The sequence below is a fragment of the Arthrobacter sp. Leaf141 genome (genome assembly GCF_001424565.1).
Lineage (GTDB): Bacteria > Actinomycetota > Actinomycetes > Actinomycetales > Micrococcaceae > Arthrobacter.
In genome coordinates this window covers 211-26,494 of the sequence record NZ_LMOL01000001.1, presented here as the reverse complement: position 1 = coordinate 26,494, position 26,284 = coordinate 211, and the positions used below count along the sequence as shown (strand labels likewise).

The window sequence follows — 26,284 nt, the reverse complement described above, 5'->3', positions numbered from 1 at the left end:
GCTAGCATCCTTGGCACGGTAACTAACGGGGGAGACAGGCGATGAAGCTCAAACCAGCGGCAGCGATGGCAATACTGACGGTTCCACTGCTGCTCGGAGGCTGCGCCGGCGACGGGTCAGGTATTGCTGCACTGACAACTCCTGCCGGACCTGAAGACGAACTCCCAAGCGATGCGCACTTTCAGTTTCCTGAACACATTGATGCCACAACCCTGCGGTTCCTGGTCGAAGATAACGGCCGGCAGTTCTTTGCAGCGCAGAGTACCGATGGCGCCCAGGCATGCCTGGCGGTGGTCAATGCCGATGGGCACGTCACCGATTACGCGGGATGCGCAGCTGCAGCCGGCAGCTCCAGCAACAAGATCGTGACCGTGACCGGGTCAGACAGGAGACCGGCCGTCCTGGTGCGGGACAACGCGGACGCCGCCCAACTCGAGTCTGAAGGCTTGAAGCGGGTTCACCAGAACGTGTACGTAGGCAAATGAGCGGAAGGGCCGGCCGGAGATACCCCCGGTGCTTCCGGGGCCCATTAAGGCCGGTCCGCCGCCGGGGAGCCCAGCCGGCGCAGCCGCTGCCGGGCAGAGACTTCGCTGGGACCCATGGGTCCCAGGGCAAGGCGGACGACGCCGAGAACGGCTTTGGTGGCCAGCTTTACCGGCAGGGGGAACGGCCCTAGCCGGGGAACAGTCAGGCCCAGCATCCGGCGGTATTCGGGCTCCAGGCTGTAGACCGCGCCGGCAAACAGAATCCGGTATCCGGGCCGGAGCATGGGATGCAGTGGTGCATCACGGATGAAGGCAACAGTTTCCTGGACCCTGGCATCCACGCGGAGGTCGCCGTTACGGTGCCATGTGTCGAGTTGGCGCCGCATGTCGGCTTCTGTGCGGGGCGGATGTTCCACTCCCATCAGCGTTCCTGCCTGTGACCACTCCCGGACGTAGGCGTCGGCGCCGCCAGGGATGGGGCCGCCCCAGAGCTTGTGGGCCGCGAGGAATCCGTCCGTGAAGGCGATGTGGATCCAGTTGGCAAGATCCGGATCGTTGGCGCTGTAGCTTTGGCTGGCACCCTGGTTGTCCTGGTAGCTGCCCTGCACCGGTTCATGCAGTCGCCGTACCCGTCGGGACGCTTCCCGGGCGGCTGCCTGCGACCCGTAGGTGACCGTGAAGATCCATCGGATGGTGTTTGCCAGCCGGCCCAGCGGGTCTTCCCTGAAATTTGAGTGCTCGTGGACGCCGGCCAGCGCGCCAGGATGCAGGGACTGCATCAGCAGCGTCCGGATGCCCCCGACAATGGGGGACATGGAACCATGTACTGCCCAGACTGCCGACCCCGGCAGGTGGTAGCCCGGATCATCGCCGTCGGCCAGGCGCAGCGTCCATTCCGGTGGCGCCCCGGACTTGCCCGAGAAGGTTTTCCGGACTTCGTCACGCCATTCGCTGAAGAAATTCCGCATGCCCCATTGTTGCCCAGCCGCGGGCGAATGCGGCGGTTGGACCCAGGACAGGGTGGTGTTGGTCCGCATGGAACCGGCGGGGGTGGCGTATTTCCACAATTATTGCCACACCGCAGCCCAGCAGGGTTCACACGCCGCCGGAGGTGTGTTCCCATGGGAGAACGCGCAAGGGCAACATGCGCTGGATCACCATCGGAGTCGATCTATTGGGCAAGCATTGGGGCGCCGGAAACGGCCAGGAACGTCGACGTTCCTTCCGCGCTGCCAGTCGTGCTGCCGCAGGTTCTGCCGTGTTGGCCGCTGTGGTGTGTGTGGTCAGCCAGTCGGGCGCCCCTGCCGGCGGCACCAACCTTCGTGACGCGGCGGCCCTGTCCCGCGGGTCCGTCGACCCGGCCGCGAGTTTCAATGGAGCCGCTACGGGCGCTTTTGGTTCTCCCGGCTCCGGCGCTGCAACCGGTGACTCCGGCCAGCCCGCCTCCGGCACCGTGGGCGCGGGTGCGCTTGCGCAGGTCATTTTTTCGGATCCCACTGCGGCAGTACCCTTCACCAGATCGCCGATCACCGGCCAAAGCACCGCCGGCATCTTGCCTTCGGCCATCGGCACGAGCGGAGTCGGACGCCCTCCAGCGGGTTTCCTGATGGCTCCGCTTGCGGCGCTTAGCCCCAGTTCGCCCTTCGGCTTCAGGGTCAGTCCCCTCACCGGCGGAGGCGGCGATTTCCACCTGGGCCAGGACTACGCCGCGGCCTGCGGAACCCCGGTGTACGCGGCCGACCGGGGTGTGGTCCGCGCTGCCGGCTGGCACCCGTGGGGCGGCGGCAACCGCGTGGAGATCGACCACGGCAACGGGCTCGTCACCACGTACAACCATCTGCAGTCCATCTCGGTTCGCGCCGGAGATCCGGTCCGGATGGGCCAGGCCATCGCACACGTTGGTTCCACCGGCTGGTCCACCGGATGCCACCTGCATTTCGAAACGATCGTCAACGGAAAATACGTGAATCCGCAGACGTGGGGCCTGGTTCCGCTGAGTGCGGTGACGGGCGGCGACTCCACCCCGGCGCAGTCGTATCTTCCCGGCAGCGGTCCAGCCACCGGCGGATCCATCATCTGGACCATTCCCGGCGGGCAGGCTGCCGCGATTCCGTCCACAAGTGAGGAACCCGGCGACGAAGACGTGACCGGGCCGTCGGGCAGCACTTCGCCGTCGCCGATAGTCATTCCGACGCCCAGCCCCTCGCCGTCGCCGACAGTTACACCGTCGCCCAGCCCCTCGCCGTCGCCGACAGTTACACCGTCGCCCAGCCCTTCACCAAGGCCAACGCCGACAGTTACACCGTCGCCCAGCCCTTCACCGACGCCAACGCCGACAAAGCCGTCGCCGACTCCTACGCCGACCCCGACAACGCCGTCGCCGTCGCCCACTGCAACTCCGGCGCCAAGCGCTACTTCCACGTCTTCACCTACGCCTTCATCCACGGCAACGCCGACCCCCACGCCAATACCAACGACAACCCCCACTCCAACGAAGGCGGCGGTGCCGGCGACGTTGCCGGCCCCAACCCCGCCGGCAACTGCCACGGCCACGACTACGCCGACCACAACGCCACCTGCCGCGCTGAAACAGGCCGTCACGCCGTCGTCGGCCCCTGCCCGCTCGGAAACTGAACCAGCTGCAACGCCGGGGCCAACACTGACGCCGACGCTACGTCCCACGCTCGGGTAACTGCGCCCCTGCTGCCCCGCCTCCCGCAACGGTCCTTCGCCGCACCGAATTCCGCGTACAGGAAACCACCAGCACCCACCAGTACGTTGGGTCTTTGGTAACGAACACCCTGTATGGACAACTTTCTGAGGACGAGACCCGTGGCATCTTTGTACCCGATCCCGCTGACCCTTAACGACGGAACCGAGACCGAATTCGGCAGGTTCAAAGGCAACGTGGTGATGGTGGTCAATGTGGCCTCGAACTGCGGCTTCACCCCCCAGTACGCTGGCCTTGAGGCGCTCTATGGGAAGTTCCAGGACCGCGGCTTCGAGATCCTGGGCGTCCCCTGCAACCAGTTCGCCGGACAAGAGCCCGGATCGGACAGCGAGATCGCCGAGTTTTGCGAGCGCAACTTCGGCGTCACCTTCCCGCTGACGGTCAAGGCTGATGTCCGCGGCAAGAGCCAGCACCCGCTTTACTCGGAGCTCACCACGTTCAAGAAGGGCCTGTTGCCGGGGATGGTGAAGTGGAACTTTGAGAAGTTCCTGGTCAACCGCGACGGCGAGATTGTGGACAGGTTTGCCCCCACCACGGAACCGGACTCGGCGGAGGTCATTGACGCCGTCGAAAAGGCCTTGGGATAAGAAAAACCGCGCGTTCCGCGAATTTGCGGCGCAGAAGCGCAGTTTTTTTACCTTTTTCCACATGGGCGTCGGCGATTTGCCCAAAGTTTGCCGGATGTCTGGTTGGATAAACGTTACTGAAGGTAGAAGGGAAACGCCGTTTCCCACCGACCACAGAGGCAGCAATGGAGCACATCGAGGCCGAACATCCCCGGCCACGCCACTTCCTTCTCCACCTGAGCGATCCCCACTTGTTGGGAGGACCGGACCCCCTTTATGGCGTCGTTGACAGCGAAGCCAGGCTGATTCAACTTTTTGAAGAGGTCAAGGCATCAGGGGCGCGGCCGGAGGCGGTCATCTTCACCGGTGACCTTGCAGATAAAGGCGATCCTGACGCCTATACAAAGTTGCGGGCCATCGTTGAACCCGCGTGTGAAGAACTGGGCGCCAAGATCATCTGGGCCATGGGCAACCATGACAACAGGGCTAACTTCCGGCGCGGACTGCTGGACCAGCCCGGGACGGATGAGCCGGTTGATCACAGCTACTTCATCGAAGGCCTGCGGGTCATCACCATGGACACCACGGTGCCAGGTTTCCACCACGGAGAACTAAGCCCCGATCAACTGGACTGGTTGGCCCGGGAGCTGGAAACGCCGGCACCGGATGGGACCATATTGGCGTTGCATCACCCGCCCGTCCCGTCGGTCCTGGATCTGTCGGTGCTGGTGGAGTTGCGGGACCAGGCCTCACTGGCGGCCGTGGTGCGGAACTCGGACGTCCGGACCATCCTCGCCGGGCACCTGCACTACTCCACCACCGCCAGCTTCGCCGGGGTACCGGTTTCGGTGGCATCGGCCAGCTGCTACACGCAGGACCTGAATGTCCCTGTCGGCGGCACCCGGGGCCAGGACAAGGGGCAGTCCTTCAACCTGGTCCATGTCTACGAGCACACCATTGTGCACTCGGTGGTGCCGTTGGGCAGCGCCGCGACGGTGGGCGAATACGTTCCTGCGGCCGAGACAGCCAGGCGGCTGGCCGCCGCGGGCGTCCGGATCCCGGAGACCCGCAAGCAGGCGGTCGGCCCCAAACTCGGCCAGCCATCCCGGTTCACGTAGTTCCCCGGCAGGTCCGGCGCAACAGTCCCGATTGGAAGAAAGAGGCCGGCACCCAGGTGCCGGCCTCTTGGGTTAAACGGAGGGACGACCAGCGGTTACTTCTCCCACGGTGCCTTGATGGGGTAGTACTTCTCCAGGAAGTCCGTCACCAGCTGCGCGCGCTCATCGGAGCTTACTTCGGGGAAACTGCCATCGTTCAGGCAGAAGAAGTCCATGTTGCGCTTGGACAGGAGTTTGGGCAGGTAGTTCAGCCCGCTCCGCATGGTGGTATCCACGTAGCGGACCTTCGCCGCGGTCTGCGTCACCGCACGCCCGGTGAGCAGGGCGTAATAGTGGTAAAACGAGTTGGTGACCGAGATGTTGTCGGCGGCCCGGAACCGGCTGGCCGCTGTTTTGCGGAACTCGTCCGGGAACTCCTTCTCCATCCGGGAGACTACGCTGCGGCGCAGCGGAGCAGCGGTGTGTTCCAGGTGCCGGGTGGTGATCCGCCCGAACCTGTTCCACAGGAGCTTCCTGTTGACCCTCGCGGCGTTCTCGAAACCGCTGCGTTCGGCGGCGTTGTCGCCCAGGCCGATCCGGGTTTCGGCTTCGATGAACTTGGTGATGCCGCCGGGCGTGAAGAAGAGGTCAGGGCTGACGGCACGGCCGAAGAACATGTCGTCGTTGGAGTACAGGAAGTGCTCCGACAAGCCATCGATATTGTGCAGCTGGGACTCCACGGCCTGCGAATTGTGGGTGGGCAGGACCGACGGGTCGGAGAAGAACTCCTCACTGCGGACAATGGTCACTGCCGGGTGCTCCTCCGCCAGCCATGACGGCGCGGGGGAGTCGGTGGCGATGAAGATCCGGCGGATCCAGGGCGCAAACATGTACACCGAGCGCAGCGCGTATTTGAGCTCGTTGATCTGCCGGAAGCGGGCCTCGTGGTCGTCGCCTTCGCCCAGCACCACGTCCTTCTGCTGGGAGCGCCGCGCCGCGATGTATTCGGGGGAACTGCCGTCCACCCAGGAGAACACCAGGTCAATGTCGAAGCTGATGTCGCTGGCGTGGTCGGCAAACATGTTCTCGATGGTGGGCCAGGAGTGGCCGTAACGCTCCACCGTGCCGCGGACCGCGTCCTGGCGCAGGAGGGTGCGGCGGGTGAGCGAGTTCTCGATGGGCAGGGTGAGCTCTTCCCCTTCGAAGGACCACAGCTCAATCTGGACGCCCGCGGAAGCGCCGAACTCGAAGCCGCCCACGGGTTCCACCCGGGGCCTGTACAGGCGGAAGATCCGGGCCTGCCGGTTGGAGGATAGTTCCCCGTCAGCCACCAGGACCGACGTTTTCTTTTTGGCGTCCACCGTCATGGAGTAGAACGGCTCGTCCCGGCAGGATTCAACCAGCGCCGCCCGCAGCTTCTTCCGGTCTTTCCAGTCCAGGGCGATGACGGGGCGGTGGTTGTTGCCACGGACCAGCAGATAGGCCAGTCCGGCGTCGGTGAGCACGTTGCGCAGGAAGACCAGATCCTCCACCATGGCCTGGTAAGGCGTCCTGGTGTCGTTGATCAGGGCGTAGCGGCCCTTATGCCGGACAACATCGGGGCGGTGTTTCAGGCGCTGCTGCGCCTCGGCCGATGTGACCTCTGCATGGAATTCTTCTGCTGCCGACGCCTGTCCACCGTAGTAGACCTCGTCCTGAACCGTTGCTTCTGTAATGGTTGTCTCCATGCTGGTATATGTTGCGTTCCTACCTGCATGATAGTCCTGCCGGGCTAACGCAATGTTTACCGGACCGATCCTGACTGCCCGGGGCCACCCGGTTCAGCGGCTGGATTCCTCCCGCCAGCTGCGCAGGAATGCTCCGCCGGCGTCGTCGTGGATGACGTCTTCGGCAAGTCCCAGGTCCGCCGCGGTAAGCACTGTGTACGGTTTGACCGGGACGCCGTCCGCGGGGCGGACATCAACGTGTTTTACGGCATGGCCGTTGTGGTGCAGCCAGTCGGCCATGGCGTAGTCCGTGCGGGAATCGCCCACTGTCCGCCAGGCCTGCGGCGTGATGCCCTGCGCGGCCAGCAGCTCCACCGCCCGGCTGGCGCCCAGGTCCTTCCCAAGCCGGACCGACTCGATGTCGGTGGAAATGATGGTGGGGTCCACCCGGTAGTCCACTGCATCATCGGAATCGGGGACGTGGTGGTCCAACCGGACCACACCCAGGCCATGGCTCGTCATCAAATCCATGGCATCGGCGTCGAACAGCTTCTGCTCGGCCAGGTAGTCAGCGCTGGCCACCCCGATGTGCTGCTCCACGGACACCATGGCCCGCTTTGTTTCATCAAAGAACATGTGTTCCGCGTATTTGTCAGCCACCAGGGTCCTGACGTCGTTGCCGTAGGCGGCAGGCACGGCAAGTTCGTGGTCCACATGCAGGGGGCCCGCACCGGCCGCCGTGTACGTGAACCACACGGCTCCCTTCTCGCAGATGGCATGGATCAGGGTGCCGGCCGGGATGCCGGCCTGGATCATGGGGTCCATAACCTGCTCGCGGATAAAGGCGTCCGACCGTCCCGTGTTGAAGATGACGGGGATGCCCGCGGCGGCCAGCGCCAGCAGGTCGTTGATGATTTCCGGTTTGACCGAGCGCGTGACGGGGCTGGCCACGGGCCCGTCGACGTCGAGCAAAAGCGCCAGCGGCGGCGCTGCCGGGTGGTGGGCTTCGGCGGTGGGCACGGCGGGGGACTGGAAACCTGTCATGGGTCCCATTCTGTCAGGCGGGCGGCGCCGGGCAGGCCCCCGTTACGGGCCCGCCCGGGACGTGGCCAATGGTTGCTTTTTGGCTACAACCTGCCCGCCGCCGGCGCTGGAGACTTTCGCTGGGCTGGCAGGATGCCTAGGGTGGCATGGTGATATTCAAAGCTGTGGGCGAGGGCCGCCCGTACCCCGACCATGGTTACACCACGCCCAAGGAGTGGGCTTCGCTTCCGCCCCGCCCGGTCCGGCTGGACGAGCTGGTGACCACCAAACGCACCCTGGACCTCGAGGCCCTGCTGGCCGAGGACTCCACGTTCTTTGGCGACCTTTTCCCGCACGTGGTGCAGTACCAGGGGATCCTTTACCTAGAGGACGGCCTGCACCGGGCCGTCCGGACGGCATTGCACCAGCGCACCGCGATCCACGCCAGGGTCCTGGTGCTCGATGGCTAGGAGAAAGCCGCAGGACACCACGGTCCTGCACGGCCATCATGTGGTCAGCGGACCGGAGCTTCGTGCCGCGCTGGATGCGGTCCGGGACGACGACGGCACCGCCAAGGTGCGTCGCCGCGCGGTGCACGGGGCGGTGCTGGTGCTCCTCGTCGGCATGATCGCGGCAGCCATCATCACCGCCATGGCCATCATGAACGGACAGCTCAAGATCCCGGCGGCCGAGGCAGCCAGGGAAACTGCTGCCACCTGTCCTGCCGCCACCTTTGACTACGCGCCCAACGAGACCATCAACGTCAACGTGTACAACTCCACCAGCCGCCCCGGCCTGGCCCGCGCCGTGGCGGATGAGCTCCTGGCCCGGAAGTTCGTGGTGGGCGCCGTGGCCAACATCGACGCCGGCTACCGGGGCATCGCCGCCGTGGTCTCCGGCCCCACCGGCCAGTCCTCGGCCTTCAGCATCCAGCGCAACCTGCCGGGCTCGGACTACTTCCAGGACGGCAGGACCGATGGCAGCGTGGACGTGATCCTGTCCCAGGCCTACAGCGCACTGACTGCGCCGGAGGTTGTGGACCAGACGCCCGGCCGGCTCAGCTGCCCGCGGGACAGCCGCCGGATCGCCGACGACGATAAGTCACCCGTCGTCCCGTCCGCCGCTCCCTAGGCCCCCGCCCTCGCGTTGAGCTATCAGTCCTGGTCGTTATACCGGGGCGATGGGGACCACATCTGATAGCGCAAGTCAGGGGAGGGGTGCGGGGTCCAGCCCCTGGCGGACGGGCCGGCCGCCGTCGTCAAACCTGGCGCCGGCACCGAGCTGGATGAAGCGCACCGTCCGGGCTACGCGTGCCTCCAGTTCCGCGGCCTCGTCGCTGCCGCGGGCCGCGCTGGAGGACAGCGTCCCCAGGATCAGCTGCGCCTGCTGGCTGATGTCCGCGGCCGGCAGGAAGCCCTGCTCCATGCCGTCGCGCAGGATGCCCTGCAGCAGCACGCTGAGGTCGCCCACGTGATGGGCCAGTTTGGCAAAGGACGACGGCGACAGCACAGCGCCCATGGCAGGGCCCGGCGGGAGGTGGCGGCGGGAGAGGTCCACCACTTGGGCGCGCACGTACAGTGCCAGCCGGTCCACGGGGTTCTCGAGCGTGGCCAGCGAGTCACGGAGCTCGGTGAGGAACTTCTCCGTCTCATCCAGCGCGTACGCGATCAGCAGTTCCTCGATGTCCGCGTAATAGTTGTACACGGCGGTGCGGCCAACCCCGGCGTGCCGGGCAACATCCGTCATGGTCAGGCCGGGCAGGCCGTGGGAAAACAGGAGCTCACCGAACGCCGTCTGGATCCGGCGCTGCGTGTCCGCGCGCTGGTCTGCGTTGCTGGCGGCTGTAATCCGTGGCATACAGACACTTTACCCCGATGTGTCAGTAAAACAGTCAGCTGGTGGCGCAGCCGTCCGGCCCGCAGGCTTCCCCGGCGTTGGCAGCGTCAACCAGCACCAGCGGGTTGGCGTCCTCCCAGGCGCGGGTCAGCGCCTCCGTGAACGTGGCCGCGGGTTGGGCGCCGGACAGTCCGAACTTCCGGTCGATCACGAAGAACGGCACACCGCTGATGCCCAGGGCCCGGGCTTCCTCGAAGTCGAAGCGGACGTCCGCTGCGTACTTGTCCGAGGTGAAGAGTTCCGCCACCTCAGCCTGGGGCAGGCCAAGGTCGTGGCCCAGTGCGGCCAGGTAGTCCTGGTCGCCGATGTCCCTGCCGTGCTCGAAATGGTCGCTGAGCAGGCGCTCCTTGGCGGCATCCTGGACGCCCTGCGTGGCGGCGAGATGGATGAGCCGGTGGGCGGTGAAGCTGTTGGCCACCACCACCGAGTCGAAGTCATACGCCAGGCCTTCGCCCTTGGCCACCTCGGTGACATGGCTGAACATCTGCTGTACCTGGTCCGGCGCCATACCCTTGCGGGTGCTCAGGTAGTCCTGTTCGGTGCCGTCGTAGTGTTCCGGCAGTGCCGGATCCAGCTGGTAGCTGCGCCACTGGACGTCCACCGCGGCACGGTGCGGGAACTCGGCCAGCGCTGCCTCGAAGCGGCGCTTGCCAATAAAACACCAGGGACAAGCAACGTCTGACCAGATCTCTACCTTCATGGTGGGCACAACCGCACGGCAGCGGCGGCTATTCCTGCTGCCGCTGTTGGATATCCCACACCGGCGGTTCAGGGGTGAGGGCACGCTCCAAGACGAAGTCGTGTTCCACGGTGGTGCCCAGCCGGAACGACTTGGTTCCCACTTGCCGGAAACCTGACTTGGTGTAGAACCGGAGCGCCCGCTCATTCTGGTTGTTGACACCCAGCCAGATGCCCGCAGCGCCGGTAGCGGCGGCTGCGGCCAGCGTGGCGCGCATCAGTTCGGCGGCGGCGCCGAGCCCGTGCTGGACCGGATGGACGTAGCACTTGCTCAGCTCCACCGAAGGGTGCAGGGTCAGGGCGGCCGCCACGTCGGGGTCGGTGGCGGGCCGGGCCACCAGGAGGCTGTAGCCGTCCAGCGCACCCTCGGAGTCAATCACCGTGATGGTGATGTCCGGGTCCGCGAGGTAGTCGTCGAAGCAGGCTTCGCTGAGGGTCGCCGCGAGGTGCGCGGCGATGTCAACAGCCGACGACGACGGCGGGCAGGCCAACGGAAAGGTGACGGCCGCCAGCTCCGCCAGCGCGCCGGCGTCGTCCGCTGTTGCCTGCCGAAGGAGGTGGCTCATGGGATCTTCCTGTCAGGCGGTGATGGTGCGGACGGGCGAACCGGCCAGCCAGGCGGTGACGTCCTCGAAGGCGCCGCCGTAAAACTGGCGGTAGCTTTCCGTGGTGACGTAGCCAAGGTGCGGGGAGAGGACGGTGTTGGGTGCGGTGAGGAGCGGGTGGCCCGCCTGCAGGGGTTCCTGGTCGAAGACGTCCAGGGCGGCACCGCGGATCCAGCCGCCGTTCAGCGCCCTGACCAGCGCGTCCTGGTTGACCAGCGGTCCCCTGGCGGTGTTGACCAGGAGCCCTTCCGGCCCCAGGAGCCGCAGTTCCGGTTCGTCCACAACGTTCTCGGAACGGGCTGAGAGCCTCAGGTGCAGGGTGGCCACGTCTGCGGCGCGGAACAGTTCCTCCTTGCTGACCAGCCGGGCACCGGCGGACGCAGCAGCCTCTGCCGTCAGGTTCTGGCTCCAGGCCACCACGTCCATGCCGAAGGCCTTGCCGTAGCCGGCTATCCTGCGGCCAATCTTGCCCAGGCCCACAATCCCCAGGGTCTTGCCGGCGAGTTCGAAGCCCACCGTGGACTGCCAGGTGCCGGCACGGAGTGAACGCTCCTCCGCGGGCAGGTGCCGTGCGAGGGCAAGCAGCAGCCCCCAGGTCAGCTCCGGCGCGGCGGCAGGGGAGCCCGGCGTCCCGCACACGGTGATGCCGAGGTCGGCTGCGGCCCCGGTGTCGATTGCGGCGTTTGCCATGCCGGTGGTGACCAGCAGTTTCAGCGCCGGGAGCTGTTCCAGGACCTCGCCGGGGAATGCGGTCCGCTCGCGCATGGCGATGACAATTGTTATGCCGGCCAGCGCCGACACCAGGGCCTCCGGGGACGCGAACGGCTTGCGGAACGTGGTGACCGTGATGCCTTGGGCTTCGAGCGCGGCCCAGTCGGCGAAACCGGAGGCCACGTCCTGGTAATCGTCGAGGATGGCTAGGCGGTGCTTCATGGCGGTGTCCTTTGTCCCGGAATGGCGTGATGTTCATCGTAAAGCAGGCCCTCACGGGGCAACACTCTGAAGCGGGGAAGGGCGCCGTGATAGCAATGGGGGTGATGATTTTTCGGCCCCGACCCGCCCGCCGCCCATGACCGGCCGGCTTTCCGCCAGGATTCCTGCCGGCTGGATCCTGCTGGCATGCATTGGCCTGCTGGCGCTGAACCTGCGCGGGCCGTTTGTGGCCGTAGCGCCTGTGGTGGACCTGATGCAGGCGGAACTGGCGTTCTCACCGGTGATGCTTGGGCTGCTGACCAGCATCCCCGTGCTCTGCTTCTCGCTCGCGGCGCCGCTGGCATCCCTCGCGGCCAGAAAATTCGGGGCCGAGTTCGCGGTGACGCTGACCATCCTGGGGGTCCTGGCCGGTGTGCTGCTGCGGTCCGCCGGGGGGCCGGTGCTGGTGGTGGCCGGCACCGTGCTGATCGGCGTGGCCATCACGGTGGGCAACATTGCGGCGCCGTTGATCATCCGGCGTGATTTTGCTCCCGGCCGGCAAGGCACCGCTATGGGCATCTACACGGCCGCCCTGAACGTGGGGTCCTTTCTGACGTCCGTGGTGACCGCCCCGCTGGCAGCCGCGGCAGGATGGCGGACGGCGCTCGCGGCCGTGGCGGTCCTGGCCGTCCTCGCCATCGTGGGGTGGACGCTGGCGGTGGGACCGCGGAACGCCTTCCTGGTGTCCGGCCAGGTGCCTGCAGTTGCGCCGTTGCCGCCGGTGAAGGGCGCCGGCTGGGTCACGGCAGGCCTGACTGCCGGCTTTGCAGGCCAGGCTTTCTCTTATTACGGGGTGACCGCCTGGCTGCCCAGCTACCTGCACGACGAACTCGGCATGTCCGCGTCCGGAGCCGGCGCGGCCTCCTCGATTTTCCAGATCCTGGCCATCGTGGGCGGCCTGGGCGTTCCGTTTGCCGCCAAGTACTGGAGCATGAAAACGGTGGCCATCACCCTGGGAGTGCTGTGGGTCGCGGTTCCTGTCGGGTTGCTGCTGGCGCCCGGGCTGTGGTGGCTGTGGAGCGTTTCCGGCGGCATCGCCCAGGGCGGCGGCATCACCGTTGTGTTCATCGCAGTCATCCGGCTGGCCCGGGACCAGGCGTCCGCCGGGCGGATGTCCGCCACGGTGCAGGGCCTGGGCTACTGCTTCGCGGCCCTCGCGCCGCCCCTGGTGGGCTTCGTCCATGACGCGTCCGGTTCCTGGACCCTGCCCCTGCTGCTGATCCTTGGTTCCGTACTGGTCTTCTTCGCCGGCACCACCTTGTCCGTGCGCCAGGTGCCGCGGGGCCGCTGAGCCGGGTGCCGCCGTCGTACGCGGCCCCGAACGCCCGCCAGCAAAACGGGATTGTCCCACCCACTCAGGGAGGGGGTGGGACGGGGGTTCCGTGCCGGCCCGGCGCCCCGGATTTCGGGGTGCCTTGTTGCGAGGGGCGTGCCGGGCCGGCGGACGGAAGGATGTCAGGCCGCGGCGAGTTCCTCCACGGTGGCCTTTTCGCGGGTCTCGGTGAGGTAGCGGGCGTAGGCGGGCAGCGTCAGGAAAGTCGGGAAATCCTGGGCCAGGGTGACCTCTTCGAAGATGTCCCGGGCATCCTCGAAACGGTCGCCGTCGAAGCGCTCCAGGCGGGCGAATTCCTCATCGAGGAGTTCCTCCACCCACTGCTGGGTGATGATCTCGCCCTGGTCCGTGATGGCGTGGGCGTACATCCACTGCCACAGCTGGGAACGGGAGATTTCGGCGGTGGCGGCGTCTTCCATGAGGTTGTGGATGGCCACGGCGCCATTGCCGCGGAGCCAGGATTCGATGTAGCGGATGCCCACTTCGATGTTGATCCTGATGCCGTGTTCGGTGATGGTCCCTTCCGTGGTGGCCACGTTGATCAGAGCCCGGTCATCGGGGGTGACGTCCGCCCGGAGCCGGTCCAGCTGGTTGGGCTTGCTGCCGAGGGCTTCGTCAAAGACCTCGCGGCAGACCGGAACGAGGTCCGGGTGGGCCACCCAGGAGCCGTCGAACCCGTCAGCGGCTTCGCGTGCCTTGTCGGCACGGACCTTTTCGAAGGTGATGCCGTTGGCGGCCTCGTCCTTGCGGTTGGGCACTGCTGCCGCCATCCCGCCGATGGCCATGGCGCCGCGCTTGTGGCAGGCACGGACCAGTTGCTCCGTGTAGGCCCGCATGAACGGCTGCGTCATGGTCACCTGGGCCCGGTCCGGGAGGACGAACCGGGGGCCGCGGGTGCGGAAGTTCTTGATGAGGGAGAAGATGTAGTCCCAGCGGCCGGCGTTCAGGCCGGCGGCGTGGTCCCGCAGTTCATAGAGGATCTCCTCCATTTCGAAGGCGGCGGTGATGGTTTCGATCAGCACGGTGGCACGGATGGTGCCCTGCGGGATGCCCAGCAGGTCCTGGGCCAGGATAAAGATGTCGTTCCAGAGCCGGGCCTCGAGGTGGTTCTCGATCTTGGGCAGGTAGAAGTAGGGGCCTTTGCCCTGGGCGAGCAGGCGGCGGGCGTTGTGGAAGAAGAACAGCCCGAAGTCCACGATTCCGCCGGCGATGGGGGTGCCGTCGACCAGCATGTGCTTTTCCGGCAGGTGCCAGCCCCGTGGCCGGACCACCATGGTGGGCAGCTCGGTGGCGGGGCGGAGCCGGTATTCCTTTCCTTCCTCCGAGGTGAAGTCGATGCGGCGCTCCAGGGCGTCGGTCAGGTTCAGCTGGCCCTTGATGACGTTGCGCCAGGTGGGGGTGGAGGAGTCCTCCATGTCCGCCAGCCAGACCTTGGCACCTGAGTTCAGGGCGTTGATGGTCATCTTTTTGTCCACCGGGCCGGTGATTTCCACGCGGCGGTCCTCCAGGCCGGGGGCCGGGGGAGCCACCCGCCAGGTGGGGTCGTTGCGGATGTCCTCGGTTTCGCGGAGGAACCTCGGGTCCTGTCCTGCTGCGATTCCGGCGCGGCGTGCCCGGCGGGCCCGGAGCAGTTCCTGGCGGCGTCCCGCCGTGGCCCGGTGGAGCCTGGCGAGGAACGCCAGCGCGTCAGGGGTGAGGACCTCGTCCTGCCGGCACACGGGCTGCGCGGTCAGGGTGATTCCGTTGATGCTGAAGTTGTCGGTGAAAGTGTTCATGGGAGTTGCTCCTTGGCTGTCCACCCCGTTGCCCTATCACTTATGGCTCCCAACAGCTGTCGATAGGGACCATATGTGATAGGGCAAGTGGGTGGGAAAGGCGGCTGGGGATTAGTGGAACTGGCCTTCTTCTGTGGATCCCACGAGGGCGAGTGTTGACGCGTTCGGGTTGAGCGCGGTGGCGATGCTGTCGAAGTAGCCGGTGCCGACTTCGCGCTGGTGTTTCGTTGCGGTGTAGCCGCGGGACTCGGAGGCGAATTCCTTTTCCTGGAGCTCGACGTAAGCGCTCATGCCGTCCCGGGCGTAACCGTGGGCAAGGTCGAACATCGAGTAGTTCAGGGCGTGGAATCCGGCCAGGGTGATGAACTGGAAGGTGAAACCCATGGCGCCGAGTTCACGCTGGAACTTGGCGATGGTGTCGTCATCCAGGTGCTTGCGCCAGTTGAAGGAGGGCGAGCAGTTGTAGGAGAGCATCTGGTCCGGGAAGTCGGCTTTGACGGCTTCGGCGAATTTGCGGGCCAGGTCCAGGTCCGGGGTGCCGGTTTCCATCCAGATCAGGTCCGAGTAGGGGGCGTAGGCCTTGGCGCGGGCAATGCAGGGTTCGATGCCGTTGCGGACCTTGTAGAAGCCTTCGGCCGTGCGTTCGCCGGTGATGAATTCCTGGTCGCGTTCGTCGACGTCCGAGGTGATGAGGGTGGCGGCCTCGGCGTCGGTGCGGGCGATGACCACGGTGGGGGTGCCGGCGACGTCGGCGGCGAGCCGGGCAGCGTTCAGGGTGCGGACGTGCTGCTGGCTGGGGATCAGGACCTTGCCGCCCAGGTGGCCGCATTTCTTTTCAGAGGCGAGCTGGTCTTCCCAGTGCACGCCGGCCGCGCCCGCCTGGATCATGGATTTCATGAGTTCGTAGGCGTTCAGCGGCCCGCCGAAGCCTGCCTCGGCGTCGGCCACGATGGGCACCAGCCAGTCCTCGACGGTCTGGATGCCTTCGGAGAACTCGATCTGGTCCGCCCGGAGCAGGGCGTTGTTGATCCGGCGCACCACGGTGGGGACCGAGTTGGCCGGGTACAGGGACTGGTCCGGGTAGGTGTGCCCGGAGTTGTTGGCGTCTGCGGCGACCTGCCAGCCGGAGAGGTAGATGGCGCGCAGCCCGGCCTTGACCTGCTGCACGGCCTGGTTGCCGGTGAGGGCGCCGAGGGCGTTGGTGTAGCCGCCGGTCTGCCGCTCTTCCGTGAGCTGCTTCCACAACTTTTCCGAACCGCGGCGGGCCAGGGTCTGCTCTTCGGTGACCCGGCCGCGGAGCTTGACGACGTCGGAGGCTGAGTAGTCGCGGGTCACGCCTTCCCAGCGGGGGTTGGCAGCCCACTCAAGTTCCAGGGCCGCTGCCTGCTGGCCGGGCGTCTGCTGGGCGGGCTCAAAAGCTGCAGTCATCGTTGTCTCCTCGTTTATGCGCCGGGGTTCCGGCCGCCGGGCCGCTTCGCTGCGGTTGCCGGCGGGCCGGTACGGTGGTGCAAATCTTTTCCGTGAACAACACTTTTCCGTAGTTGCAATCCGGAAAATAGATCAAAAGACTGGAAAGAAATGCGTTTCTTCGCTTATCCTGCATAAATGCCGCCTACCAGCTGGAACCGCAACGTTGCGCCGTCCACCGTCCCCGCCGCCGTCCCCGAACTGGACGTCATCAGCCTGGGCCGCAGGGTCCGGCACCTGCGGAAAGCGGCAGGCCTGACCCTTGACGGCCTGGGTGCCGCGGTGGGAACCGCGCCAAGCCAGCTGAGCCTGATCGAGAACGGCAAGCGGGAACCCAAACTCGGGATGCTGCAGCAGCTCGCCGCTGCCCTGGGGGTGGGGATCGAACAGCTGCTTGGGGCCGAACCGCCAAGCCGCCGGGCGGCCCTGGAGATCGAGCTGGAACGCTACCAGCGGGGGCCCTTGTATGAGACCTTGAACATCCCCAAAATCCGCATCAGCTCAAGGCTTCCGCTGGATGTGCTGGAAGCCCAGGTGGGGCTGCTGCACGAGCTGGAACGCAAGCTGAACGAACAGGTGGCAACCCCCGAGGAGGCCCGGCGGGCCAACGGCGGATTGCGGGCCATGATGCGCGAGCGCGGCAACTACTTCCCGGAGTACGAGGCGGAGGCGAAGAAGGTGCTGGCCGCCGTGGGGTACACCTCCGGTCCGTTGTCCCAGCACGTCATCGCGGACATCGCGGAGAACCTGGGTTTCAGCCTCCACCACGTAGGGGACCTGCCGCATTCCACCCGGTCGGTGACGGACCTGAAGAACCGCCGAATTTACCTGACGCAAAGCCAACGGCAGGACCATGACCCCCGTTCCGTGCTGCTGCAGGCCTTGGGCCACTACGTGCTGGGGCACGAGACGCCGAAAAACTACGGTGATTTCCTGGCCCAGCGCGTGGCCACGAACTATTTCGCGGCGGCGCTGCTCCTGCCTGAGCAGACGACGGTGGACTTCCTGCAGAAGGCCAAGGCGGCGAAGGAGATCGCTGTTGAGGATATCCGGGACGCGTTTGCGGTTTCCTACGAGACGGCCGCGCACCGTTTCACCAACCTCGCCACCCGGCATCTGGGGATCACCACCCATTTCCAGAAGACCCACCAAAGCGGCATCATCTACAAGGCCTATGAGAACGACGGCGTGACGTTCCCGCAGGACCATACCGGCGCCATCGAGGGCCAACCGTCGTGCAAGGCGTGGACGTCGCGGGCCGTCTTCGATGTGCCCGACAAGTTCAGTGCCTACAGTCAGTACACGGACACGCCGTCCGGCACGTACTGGTGCACAGCGCGGACGGAGCGCTCCGCAAACGGCGAGTTCTCCCTGTCCATCGGGGTGCCGTACCAGCACGTGAAGTGGTTCCGCGGACGGGAGACCACCGCACGGGAAAAGTCGCTGTGCCCGGACCCCAACTGCTGCAAGCGGCCGCCGGCGGCGCTGGCGTCCGAATGGGCGGGAAACGCCTGGCCGTCCGCCCGCGCCCACTCGCACCTGCTGGCCGCGATGCCGCCCGGCGCGTTCCCCGGCGTGGACGAAACCGAGGTGTACAGCTTCCTGCAGGCGCATTCGGGAAGCTGAGCCGGCTTAGCCGCGGCGTACTGCCCTGTCCAGGCTTTGGCGCGCCGCCCTGAGATCGATGCAGATGAAATCGGTAAGGAGCCCGTGGACTGCCCGGAACGATTCCTGGTCGCCGGTCCACCGGCTGGAATCGCGGAGAAATTCCACAAAGTGCATCAAACAGTACATGGCCACTATTCCTTCCTGGACTGTATGCAGAAGGAGCGAAGCCATCTTCGCGGCCACATTCTCCGGATGCAATGCAGTGATGGAGGATGTTTCTTCGTCCCGCGGGTAAAAGCGAAAGAAGAAGGCCAGATGCTCGACGACAAACGTCGCGTCAGGATTACCGGGGCCTGCCCGGAACCAGCGGATAAAGGCCGGAGTGAGGGCTTCCAGTTCGCGTACATTAGCGGGCGAGGGCAGAACCACGTGTTGGTCTGCGTTGACGAAGGGGTTTCCCGGCTGACACCTGGCATGATGCCGTTGACCCCTCGCGTTGCGTGATTTCGTGGCCATCGTTTCCTCTCCTGCGCTGTCAGCATTGACAGGCTGTGCTCCAAAGCTAGGCCCGAAGATATCCGGCAGCCACGACCCATCGGACGTATGTGGAAAACACCGCGAAACGCCCTAGCCGTGCAACTCCCGGTACGCGGCAGCGGCCGCCGGATGCAGGGTAATGCCGGCCGTGTTGATCAGGCTTTCCGGGCTGAGGAACTGCACCCCAAGGCTTGATTCCGGGATCAGCTCACTGGCGTTGTCCACCAGCAGTTTCACGGTCCGCTGCACTGTTGCGGCGTCCAGGTCGGGCCGGCACAGCAACAGGTTCGCGGCGCCCACGGTCCACGCCGCCGGCACGCCCGGGTAGCTGTCGGCGGGGATCAGCACCCTGTCGTACACCGCCCCGTGCTGCCGGCGGAGCTCCGGGAGCACCGCGGACAGGTCCAGCAGCCCGAGCGCCACGTCCTGCCCCGCAACGGCGATGGCCGCCGTGGGCACACCGCCGGACCAGAACAAGGCGTCCACGGAGCCAGCCCGCAGGGCGGCCAGTCCCTCGTTGAGCCCCAGGTTGAGGACGACGACGGTCCCCGCCTTCGATGCCGCACCTTCCGGCGAGGCGGACAGGCCGGCAGCCGCAAGGATCCTTGGTGTGGTCAGGGAGGTGCCGGAGCCCGGCTGGCCCACGGCGATCCGGCGGCCGGCCAGCTGGCCGAGTGCACTGATGCCGCTGTCCCGCCGCACCACGCAATGAACGTAGTTTTCATAAACCCGGCCCAGGGCAGCAAGATCCGTCCCGGCCTCAACCGGCGTTCCGGTGCCCGCGGCGTCCGCCAGGGCCACGGCAAACGTGGCCCGGCCCGCCCGCAGTTCCGCCAGGTTGTCCAGGCTGCCGCCGGTGGGGACGGCAGTGGCTTTGCCGGCCACCCCGTGCCGCTCCAGCGCAGCGGCCAGGAGGGCCGCGAACTCAAGGTAGAAGCCGCCAGGCTCACCACCGGCAACGGTGACCAGATCAGGGCGGCCGGCACCTGTGCAGCCGGCCAGCGCAGCCGGCAGTCCCAGGGCGAGTCCTGCGGCAAGCCCGCCCCGCAGGACCATCCGCCGTGAAAGCCCCGCACCGGCGTCAGCCACGCCTGGCTCCCGGGTCCGTGGCCAGCCGCTGATCCGGCAGCACCGGGAACTCCAGCCGCACCGCCAGGCCATGGGGTTCGACCGCGGCCAGCACCAACCGGCCGCCGTTGGCTGCCGCCAGCTCACCCACAATAGTGATCCCCAGCCCCGTCCCCCGGACCGCGGAGTGCTGCGCCGCCCGCCAGAACCTGGTGGCGGCGGCGGCCCGGTCCGGCGCGGAAAGCCCTGGACCGTCGTCGGAAATTTCCACCACTGCAGTGCCGGGGTCAACTTGGAGGCTCGCTGTGACCGTTGCAGTCGGCGCATACTTGACGGCGTTGTTCAGCAACTCAGCCACCATCTGCGCGAGTTCCGCCGGATGGCAGCCCACCAACGCGCTGGGCGCCGGCGGCGGGGCCAGCACCAGGCGGCAGCCCGCCCGCTCCGCCGCCGGCAGGGCCCGCTCCACTTCCCCCTGCAGGATCGGGTACGGGTCCATGGTCTGGGCCGGCGGCCGGGCCGGACCGCTGAACGGCCGGGCGGCGTCCTCGGATGACCGGTGCTCGGCGGCGGCAAGCTTAAGCACGCCGTCCAGGATTTCCTCCACACGTTCCAGCTCCGCCATGACACTGTCCGCGGCGCCGCGTTCCCGGGCCGTTGCCAACTCCAGCTGGAGCAGGTCCATCCGCAGCCGCAGGGCTCCCACGGGATTCCGGAGCTGGTGGGATGTGTCGGCGATCAGCTGGCGTTGGGAGTCGAGGCTGGCCGTCAGCGTCCCGGCCATGGCAGTGAAGGACCTGCCCAGCTGGCGGAGCTCCGGCGGGCCGTCCTCCGGCAGCCTTCCTGCCCGGCCTGTCCGTTCCAGCTCGGTCACGGCGGAATCCAGCCGCAGGACGGGCCGCAGGACCCAGCCGGTCAGCCGTGCGGCCCCCAGCAGCAGGACGGCTGCCAGCGCCAGTGCGGCAGCTCCCACCAGCAGCCAGCGTTCCCGGAGTTTTTGGCGGGCGGCGTCCAGGTCAACTTCCAGGACCACCGCCCCCAGCACTTGGCTGGCACTTCCGAAGGGCCGGAACATGAGCTGGGAACCGGCACCGAACGGCTCAATCGGCGCCAGCGAGGTGCCGTTTACGTTGAGCCTGGCCTGCGACAACGCAGCAGCGACGTCCGCCCGGTCTCCGTCCAGGCCGCCGGACCGCAGCATTGACTGCTGTACCCGGACCACAATGCCCTCCCCGTACAACCCCGAGTACGTGTCCATGTCGCGCTGCAGCCGGGCGGTGTCGCCGTCGGACGAGGCATCGAAGGCCACCTGCGCCAGCCGGTTCAGCGAGGCTGCGCGGTTGATCTGCAGTTCCTGGGTCAGCTCCCGGGACGCCGAGGTCAGGATGGTCCCGGTGACCAGGAAAACCACCGCCAGGCACAGCACGCTCAGGATGCCCAGGACCCGGATCCTCACGCCGGATCAGCCTCCACCCGATAGCCCACCCCACGCACGTTGATGATGAAGCCGGGCTTCTGCAGCTTGGCCCGCAGCCCGGTAAGGTGCACGTCGAGCGACCGGGACGAGGCCAGGAACGCATCGCCCCACAGCGCGTCCAGGATCTGTTCCCGGGTGACCACGGATCCGGCATGGCGGGCCAGCAGGGCCAGCAGGTCGAACTCCGTGGCCGTCAGTGGCAGGACCGCGCCGTCGCGGGTGGCGGACCGCCGGTTCACGTCGATCTCCAGCCCGGCCAGGGAAATGGTGGCCGGCGCGCTGTCCCGGGCGCGCCCTGCCCGGCGGGTCACCGCCTCGATCCTGGCCAACAACTCCACCAACTTGACGGGTTTGACCAGGTAGTCGTCCGCGCCGGAGCGCAGGCCCAGGACCACACTGCGTTCATCATCGCGGGCGGTCAGGATCAGGATGGGGCAGTCCGTGACCTGGCGGAGCTTCCGCAGGACCTCCAGCCCGTCCATGTCCGGCAGCCCCAGGTCCAGGAGGATCACCTGGAAGTTCCGGTGCGAGAGCAGGGCGTCGGCTCCGCGGGAGACCCGGGTGGTATGCAGTCCGGCTGAGCCAACCGCGGCGGTCAGGGCAGCGGCCATGGCGTCGTCGTCCTCGACGATCAGCACGTCCATTGCCTGTCCTTTTCTGCGCTGCCGGGTGGAAGCGTCACTGGAGACTATCGCGTGCGGGCCGGAATTACCCGGGGCGGGCCATTGGCCGGATACCTGCGGCGGCATGGGCGGGGCCCGGCTGGGCGAATCCTAAGGAAGTGTTAGGAAAGCCGTCCCGGCGTTGGTTGTGCGCCGCATCACCCCTAACTTGGTGGAAGTCCTCCAACCGTTCGGGAGACTGTCCACGCCAAGGAAGGTTCACTGATGAGCACCCAACACGCAACGCCGCGTAACGAGGCGGCCCAGACCCGGAGGGCCGTGGGCAACATCCTGAAAGGATCCGCCGGCAACCTCGTTGAATGGTACGACCTCTACGTCTACACCGTCTTCGCCGCCTACTTCCAGTCCCACTTCTTCAGCTCCGAAAGTGACCTCCAGGCGGGCCTTGAGGCCATGGCGGTGTTTTCCACGACCTTCCTGATGCGGCCCATCGGAGCCTGGTTCTTCGGCCGGTACGCCGACCGGAAGGGACGCAAGGCCGCCCTGACCCTGAGCGTGACCATGATGTCCGCCGGCTCGTTCGCCATCGCCATCCTGCCCACCAAGGACGTCATCGGGATCTGGGCGCTCATCATCCTCGTGTTCATCCGCCTGGTACAGGGTTTCTCCGTCGGTGGCGAGTACGGCACCAGCGCAACCTACATGTCGGAAGCGGCAACGTCCCGCCGTCGTGGGTTCTTCTCCAGCTTCCAGTACGTGACCCTGGTGGGCGGCCAGATGCTGGCGCTGCTGGTCCTGATCATCCTGCAGAACAGCATGGGCGGCACCGTGCTTACCGAATGGGGCTGGCGGATCCCGTTCGCGATCGGCGGGGTGGCGGCACTGGTGGTTCTCTGGCTCCGGCGCTCCATGGAGGAGACGCTGTCCTCCGACCAGCTGCGCGCCGCACACGTGAAGGTTGCCGGCGAGGCCCAGCCCGGAACGATGCGCCTCCTGCTGACCAAGCACCTCAAGCCGTTGCTGATCTGCATCGGCATCACGCTGGGCGGCACCGTTGCCTTCTACACGTACACCAACTTCATCCTGAAGTTCATGAACGATACCTCCGGCATCGCCAAGACCGAGACGTCCGTGATCAACTTCTGGGCGCTGCTGATCTTTATGTGCCTGCAGCCGGTCTACGGCATCATCTCCGACAAGGTGGGCCGCAAGCCGCTGCTGCTGTGGTTCGGAATCACCGGCGTCCTGTTTACGTGGCCGCTGCTGTCCGCGCTGGGCGGGACCCGGGATCCTTTCACGGCCTTCCTGCTGATGCTCGGCGGCCTGGTCATTGTGGGCGGCTACACGTCCATCAACGCACTGGTGAAGGCCGAACTCTTCCCGGCCTCCATCCGCGCCCTCGGCGTGGGCCTGGGGTACGCCATCGCCAACTCCCTGTTTGGTGGAACGGTTCCCCTGATTGGCGCGGCGCTGCAGAAGGCCGGCAACATCGAGCTCTTCTTCACCTACGTCACGGTGGCCATTGCCTTGTCGCTGCTGGTGTACATTTTCGCGCTGAAAAACAAGAAGCCCACCCAGCTGGATGAGGAACAGGGCCACGCCTGGGACGTTGCCAAGTCCGACGACGGCGCCGACCTCCTCGAGGCAAGGCGCTAGTTCACGCCCGGTTGCCCCAGCCGGGGTTACCGGAAGATGCAGGAAAAGGTGCGATGCCGGCTTCGCCGGCACCGCACCTTTGGCGTTTACGGCAGCTGTCAGCGTGCCGCGCGGCGACTTGCCAGGGCCCCGTGCAGCCGGAAGAACCGGGGGAGCACCACGTAAACGGCGCACGGAACCACCAGTAGGGTCAGCCCCATGGCCCGGAGCACCGGGTGCCAGCTGTCCATCAGCGGACCGAGGACCAGCATGCCGATGGAAACGAGCGGAAAGATGGCCAGCCAGGTCATGACGGCGCGGGTGTGGATGGACGGCGGTGCGGGCGGCAGAGGCGTCAGGGCAGCCGCGGGAGGGGTGTCGGTGGCGGGCTGTGGCACGGCAGTCATCGAAATCTCCAACTGGTTAGTTGCTTATGTTGATGGCGACACTACGGGGACGTCCGGCCAATTGCAACTACTTGGTTGGAAATTGCGTAGGATGGGTGCCATGGCCTGGAATACCGAACGCACCAAAGAGCTGCTGCTGGCTGCCGCCACCGCGGAATTCAGCGCCAACGGACTCGCCGGAGCCCGGGTGGACCGGATCGCCGCCGCCGCGGGCGTCAACAAGGAGCGCATCTACCAATACTTCGGCAAAAAGGATGACCTGTTCGATGCCGTCCTGGCCGCCGAAATGATCCGGGTGATGACCGAGGTTCCCATCCGCGGCTCCGGCCCGGAAGCCTTTGGCGATTATGCGGGCCGGCTGTTCGACAGGCACACCACGGACGGCGTGCTGCCCCGGCTGGTGTTCTGGGAAGGGCTGGAACGCGGGCGGGAAACCGTCAGCAGAGCCACCCGCACCGATCATTGCGCCATCAAGGTGGGGCAGGTGATGGACGTTTTGCCGGGCGTGGACCGCGAGGACGCGGCGGACCTGCTGATCACCGTTGTCACGCTGTGCGACGGCTGGCCGGTGCTGCCACAGATCGACGCCCTCCTGGCCGGGAGCGCGCCGGACCGGGCCGTCCGGCGCCGGGCAGCGATTGTGCGGACGGCCACGCTGATGGCCGGTGCCCTGCTCACTGATGCCAGGGCTAAGGAAGCCGCGCACCCAGGAGTCTGAACCTGAACTCCCGGGTGCGCGCCGCCGTCGTCCGTTCACGCCACGCTGCCGCGACGCCGGGCAGAACTCCCCATGGCGCTGCTGCGGACCGGCGCCTACGATGGCAGCGGACCGCTCGGTCCCTTCTGTCACTTTCTTGGGGAAAAGGACCTTACCCATGCCGTTGCCGCGATCTGCCGCCGACCATCCGATCCAAAGACCACGGCAGGGGGTGTGGGCGCGGCCCTGGGCTGTCCTGGCGGCGGTGGTGCTGGTGGCCGCCGGCCTCTTCGCCGGCGCCGTTCCTGCCTCGGCCGCGACCTATACCTTCAAGGGCGTTGTTAAGGGAAAGCTGAGCGCCACGGCAACGGCCACGCCGCTGGGGGATGTGTGGGTGGGGGCCTACACCAACAACTCCGCGGCCTCCTCCGTGGCCGGCGCGTGGACAGCGGCCGACGGGTCCTACAGCTTCACCGTACCGGCAGCCGGCAGTTACAAGATGTGGACCACCTGCAGCAGCGGGCCCTGCTCGGCAACCTATGCCAGCGAGTGGAACAACAACGAGTCGGGCTCCTACAACTCGACGCCCGTGGCCGTGACCGATGCTGCCCCCACCACCACGTTCAACCCGCAGCTGGAGGCGTACGGCACCATCAGCGGCCGGATCACCAACCAGGCAGGGCAGCCGTTGACAGCCGTTTCCGTCGAGGCGTCGCCCGCCGGCGGTGGGCAGGTCAGCAGCACCAAACCCGATGCCAACGGGTATTACACGCTTGGCAAGGTCCCGCCCAACAAGGCCTACATCAGCGTCAGGGACGAGTCCGGGCAGCGGCTTTACCTGGAGAAGTACTGGAACGGGACCGCTGCCGTGGACACCTACACCACAGCCACTGTTCCTGCCGGGGTTAAGTGGACCAACGCCAATTTTGTGATGAGCAATGAAACGCTGATCGAAGCAACCGTTACGGGCCCGGACGGCGCACCCATTGCCGACGTCGGTTACGTCCCGTGGGTATACAACGACGCAACCGGCGCCTGGGACGGCCCCCAGATGGGGCCACTGACCTCGGACGCCAACGGCAAGATCTACTGGCGCATGACCGTGGGCAAAAAATACAAGCTCTGCGTTTCCGACACGGTCTACGGCGGCGCACCCCGGGAGTACCGGTACAAGCCCGAGTGCTACAACAACGTCGCCACGATGGAAGCCGCTTCCATCCTGACCGCAACGTCAGCCGGGCAGCGGGTGCCCGCAGCAATCCAGCTGGAGCGGGACGGCCTGTCGATGGCTCCGGGCAGGCCCTACGTTTACGGATCGGCGCAGGCAGGACAGACACTCACAGTTGATCCCGGCGCATGGGGACCCGCTCCGGTGGCTCTGGCCTACCAGTGGCAGCGCTCCAAGGAAGGTGCCCAGCTCCAGGACATAGCCGGCGCCACAGCCACCACGTATGTGCCCACTGCCGCCGATGCCGGGTATGACATCTGGGCAAAGGTCACGGGGACCAAGGCCGGGTATTCGTCCTACTCCGAGACCGTTCACGCCGGTGCATCGGGCGCCGAGGCCGTCACTGCATCGGCCCCGTTCACCATTTCGGGCACACCCAGCGCGGGAAACACCCTGACCGTCAACCACGGAACACTCAGCCCCGTCCCCGATTTCGGTCCCTACTACGACTGGTTCGTGAATGGCGTCCAGGACTACAGGTCCAATCAGCGGACGTTCCTTCTGCAGACTTCAGACGCCGGCAAAAAAGTCACCGCCCGGCTCAGCGTTTATGACTGGCCGCTCCAGCCGTACCACGGCCAGGCGTCCGTCACTGTTGCTGCCGGGACGT

General features: G+C 66.5%; 25 protein-coding genes. 11 read left to right on the top strand and 14 right to left on the bottom strand.

Features of this window, described 5'->3' with window-relative positions; genetic code table 11:
- Positions 1-41: 41 nt before the first annotated feature.
- Entirely contained in the window at positions 42-485 is a 444-nt protein-coding gene (locus tag ASF72_RS00125; protein WP_050686696.1) for a hypothetical protein, read from the top strand.
- 44 nt (positions 486-529) lie between these two features.
- On the opposite strand, the gene ASF72_RS00120 is transcribed toward ASF72_RS00125, so the two are convergent.
- Complete coding sequence (locus ASF72_RS00120) at positions 530-1,453, bottom strand: oxygenase MpaB family protein (RefSeq protein ID WP_050686728.1); 924 nt, start codon at positions 1,451-1,453, stop codon at positions 530-532.
- A 176-nt stretch (positions 1,454-1,629) separates the two neighbouring features.
- Between ASF72_RS00120 and ASF72_RS19870 the strand changes: the two genes are divergently transcribed.
- The 3 genes from ASF72_RS19870 (at position 1,630) to ASF72_RS00105 (ending at position 4,900) form a co-directional block, all read left to right on the top strand.
- Positions 1,630-3,177, top strand: a complete 1,548-nt coding sequence (locus ASF72_RS19870) for a M23 family metallopeptidase (RefSeq protein WP_082483838.1) — start codon at positions 1,630-1,632, stop codon at positions 3,175-3,177.
- 140 nt (positions 3,178-3,317) lie between these two features.
- Entirely contained in the window at positions 3,318-3,803 is a 486-nt protein-coding gene (locus ASF72_RS00110; RefSeq protein ID WP_050686694.1) for a glutathione peroxidase, read from the top strand.
- A 164-nt stretch (positions 3,804-3,967) separates the two neighbouring features.
- Positions 3,968-4,900 carry a phosphodiesterase gene (locus ASF72_RS00105; RefSeq protein ID WP_056595437.1) on the top strand — a complete coding sequence of 311 codons (933 nt, stop codon included), beginning with the start codon at positions 3,968-3,970 and terminating at the stop codon, positions 4,898-4,900.
- A 95-nt stretch (positions 4,901-4,995) separates the two neighbouring features.
- Here ASF72_RS00105 and ASF72_RS00100 read toward each other — a convergent pair whose 3' ends face one another.
- Positions 4,996-6,606 (bottom strand): stealth family protein, encoded by a 1,611-nt coding sequence (locus ASF72_RS00100; RefSeq protein WP_082178353.1) that lies wholly within the window; start codon positions 6,604-6,606, stop codon positions 4,996-4,998.
- A gap of 93 nt (positions 6,607-6,699) precedes the next feature.
- Positions 6,700-7,629 (bottom strand): hypothetical protein, encoded by a 930-nt coding sequence (locus ASF72_RS00095; protein ID WP_056595434.1) that lies wholly within the window; start codon positions 7,627-7,629, stop codon positions 6,700-6,702.
- A 149-nt stretch (positions 7,630-7,778) separates the two neighbouring features.
- Between ASF72_RS00095 and ASF72_RS00090 the strand changes: the two genes are divergently transcribed.
- Both ASF72_RS00090 and ASF72_RS00085 read left to right on the top strand, forming a co-directional pair.
- Entirely contained in the window at positions 7,779-8,078 is a 300-nt protein-coding gene (locus ASF72_RS00090; protein WP_197273594.1) for a type II toxin-antitoxin system VapB family antitoxin, read from the top strand.
- Positions 8,071-8,739, top strand: coding sequence for a LytR C-terminal domain-containing protein (locus ASF72_RS00085; protein ID WP_056595430.1), 669 nt, complete (start codon positions 8,071-8,073; stop codon positions 8,737-8,739). The genes ASF72_RS00090 and ASF72_RS00085 overlap by 8 nt, the downstream gene beginning before the upstream one ends.
- Positions 8,740-8,814: 75 nt before the next feature.
- On the opposite strand, the gene ASF72_RS00080 is transcribed toward ASF72_RS00085, so the two are convergent.
- The 4 genes from ASF72_RS00080 to ASF72_RS00065 are packed head-to-tail and all read right to left on the bottom strand — an operon-like array spanning position 8,815 to position 11,780.
- Positions 8,815-9,465: a TetR/AcrR family transcriptional regulator gene (locus tag ASF72_RS00080; RefSeq protein WP_050686685.1), complete on the bottom strand. Its 651-nt coding sequence runs from the start codon at positions 9,463-9,465 to the stop codon at positions 8,815-8,817.
- A 34-nt stretch (positions 9,466-9,499) separates the two neighbouring features.
- Positions 9,500-10,204, bottom strand: coding sequence for a DsbA family oxidoreductase (locus ASF72_RS00075; protein WP_056595427.1), 705 nt, complete (start codon positions 10,202-10,204; stop codon positions 9,500-9,502).
- A 28-nt stretch (positions 10,205-10,232) separates the two neighbouring features.
- Positions 10,233-10,808, bottom strand: coding sequence for a GNAT family N-acetyltransferase (locus tag ASF72_RS00070; protein ID WP_056595424.1), 576 nt, complete (start codon positions 10,806-10,808; stop codon positions 10,233-10,235).
- Between the two features lie 12 nt (positions 10,809-10,820).
- Complete coding sequence (locus ASF72_RS00065; protein ID WP_056595421.1) at positions 10,821-11,780, bottom strand: D-2-hydroxyacid dehydrogenase family protein; 960 nt, start codon at positions 11,778-11,780, stop codon at positions 10,821-10,823.
- 136 nt (positions 11,781-11,916) lie between these two features.
- Here ASF72_RS00065 and ASF72_RS00060 point away from each other — a divergent pair, with 136 nt between their 5' ends.
- Complete coding sequence (locus ASF72_RS00060; RefSeq protein ID WP_056595418.1) at positions 11,917-13,110, top strand: MFS transporter; 1,194 nt, start codon at positions 11,917-11,919, stop codon at positions 13,108-13,110.
- A gap of 164 nt (positions 13,111-13,274) precedes the next feature.
- Here ASF72_RS00060 and aceB read toward each other — a convergent pair whose 3' ends face one another.
- Positions 13,275-14,927, bottom strand: coding sequence for a malate synthase A (gene aceB, locus ASF72_RS00055; protein ID WP_056595416.1), 1,653 nt, complete (start codon positions 14,925-14,927; stop codon positions 13,275-13,277).
- A gap of 111 nt (positions 14,928-15,038) precedes the next feature.
- On the bottom strand, positions 15,039-16,355 hold the full coding sequence (aceA, locus tag ASF72_RS00050) for an isocitrate lyase (protein WP_056595414.1): 1,317 nt from the start codon (positions 16,353-16,355) through the stop codon (positions 15,039-15,041).
- Between the two features lie 177 nt (positions 16,356-16,532).
- On the opposite strand from aceA, the gene ASF72_RS00045 reads away from it, so the two are divergent.
- Positions 16,533-18,020: an XRE family transcriptional regulator gene (locus ASF72_RS00045; RefSeq protein ID WP_050686675.1), complete on the top strand. Its 1,488-nt coding sequence runs from the start codon at positions 16,533-16,535 to the stop codon at positions 18,018-18,020.
- 6 nt (positions 18,021-18,026) lie between these two features.
- Here ASF72_RS00045 and ASF72_RS00040 read toward each other — a convergent pair whose 3' ends face one another.
- The 4 genes from ASF72_RS00040 to ASF72_RS00025 all read right to left on the bottom strand — a co-directional run bounded on the left by ASF72_RS00040 (position 18,027) and on the right by ASF72_RS00025 (position 21,728).
- A complete protein-coding gene (locus ASF72_RS00040; RefSeq protein WP_056595411.1) occupies positions 18,027-18,518 on the bottom strand; it encodes a hypothetical protein in 492 nt (163 codons plus the stop codon).
- A 111-nt stretch (positions 18,519-18,629) separates the two neighbouring features.
- Positions 18,630-19,595, bottom strand: a complete 966-nt coding sequence (locus tag ASF72_RS00035; RefSeq protein ID WP_050686722.1) for a TAXI family TRAP transporter solute-binding subunit — start codon at positions 19,593-19,595, stop codon at positions 18,630-18,632.
- A 25-nt stretch (positions 19,596-19,620) separates the two neighbouring features.
- Complete coding sequence (locus ASF72_RS00030; RefSeq protein ID WP_056595409.1) at positions 19,621-21,063, bottom strand: sensor histidine kinase; 1,443 nt, start codon at positions 21,061-21,063, stop codon at positions 19,621-19,623.
- Positions 21,060-21,728, bottom strand: a complete 669-nt coding sequence (locus ASF72_RS00025; RefSeq protein ID WP_050686672.1) for a response regulator transcription factor — start codon at positions 21,726-21,728, stop codon at positions 21,060-21,062. Before ASF72_RS00025 ends, ASF72_RS00030 begins: the two co-directional genes overlap by 4 nt.
- Positions 21,729-21,971: 243 nt before the next feature.
- On the opposite strand from ASF72_RS00025, the gene ASF72_RS00020 reads away from it, so the two are divergent.
- Positions 21,972-23,363: an MFS transporter gene (locus ASF72_RS00020; protein WP_056595406.1), complete on the top strand. Its 1,392-nt coding sequence runs from the start codon at positions 21,972-21,974 to the stop codon at positions 23,361-23,363.
- Positions 23,364-23,461: 98 nt separating this feature from the next.
- Here the strand turns inward: ASF72_RS00020 and ASF72_RS00015 are convergent, their stop codons facing one another.
- Positions 23,462-23,749: a hypothetical protein gene (locus ASF72_RS00015; RefSeq protein ID WP_056595404.1), complete on the bottom strand. Its 288-nt coding sequence runs from the start codon at positions 23,747-23,749 to the stop codon at positions 23,462-23,464.
- Positions 23,750-23,849: 100 nt separating this feature from the next.
- Here ASF72_RS00015 and ASF72_RS00010 point away from each other — a divergent pair, with 100 nt between their 5' ends.
- Both ASF72_RS00010 and ASF72_RS00005 read left to right on the top strand, forming a co-directional pair.
- A complete protein-coding gene (locus tag ASF72_RS00010; RefSeq protein ID WP_056595487.1) occupies positions 23,850-24,467 on the top strand; it encodes a TetR/AcrR family transcriptional regulator in 618 nt (205 codons plus the stop codon).
- 157 nt (positions 24,468-24,624) lie between these two features.
- On the top strand, positions 24,625-26,284 hold a 1,660-nt coding region (locus tag ASF72_RS00005), incomplete at its 3' end, for a carboxypeptidase regulatory-like domain-containing protein (protein WP_200933598.1).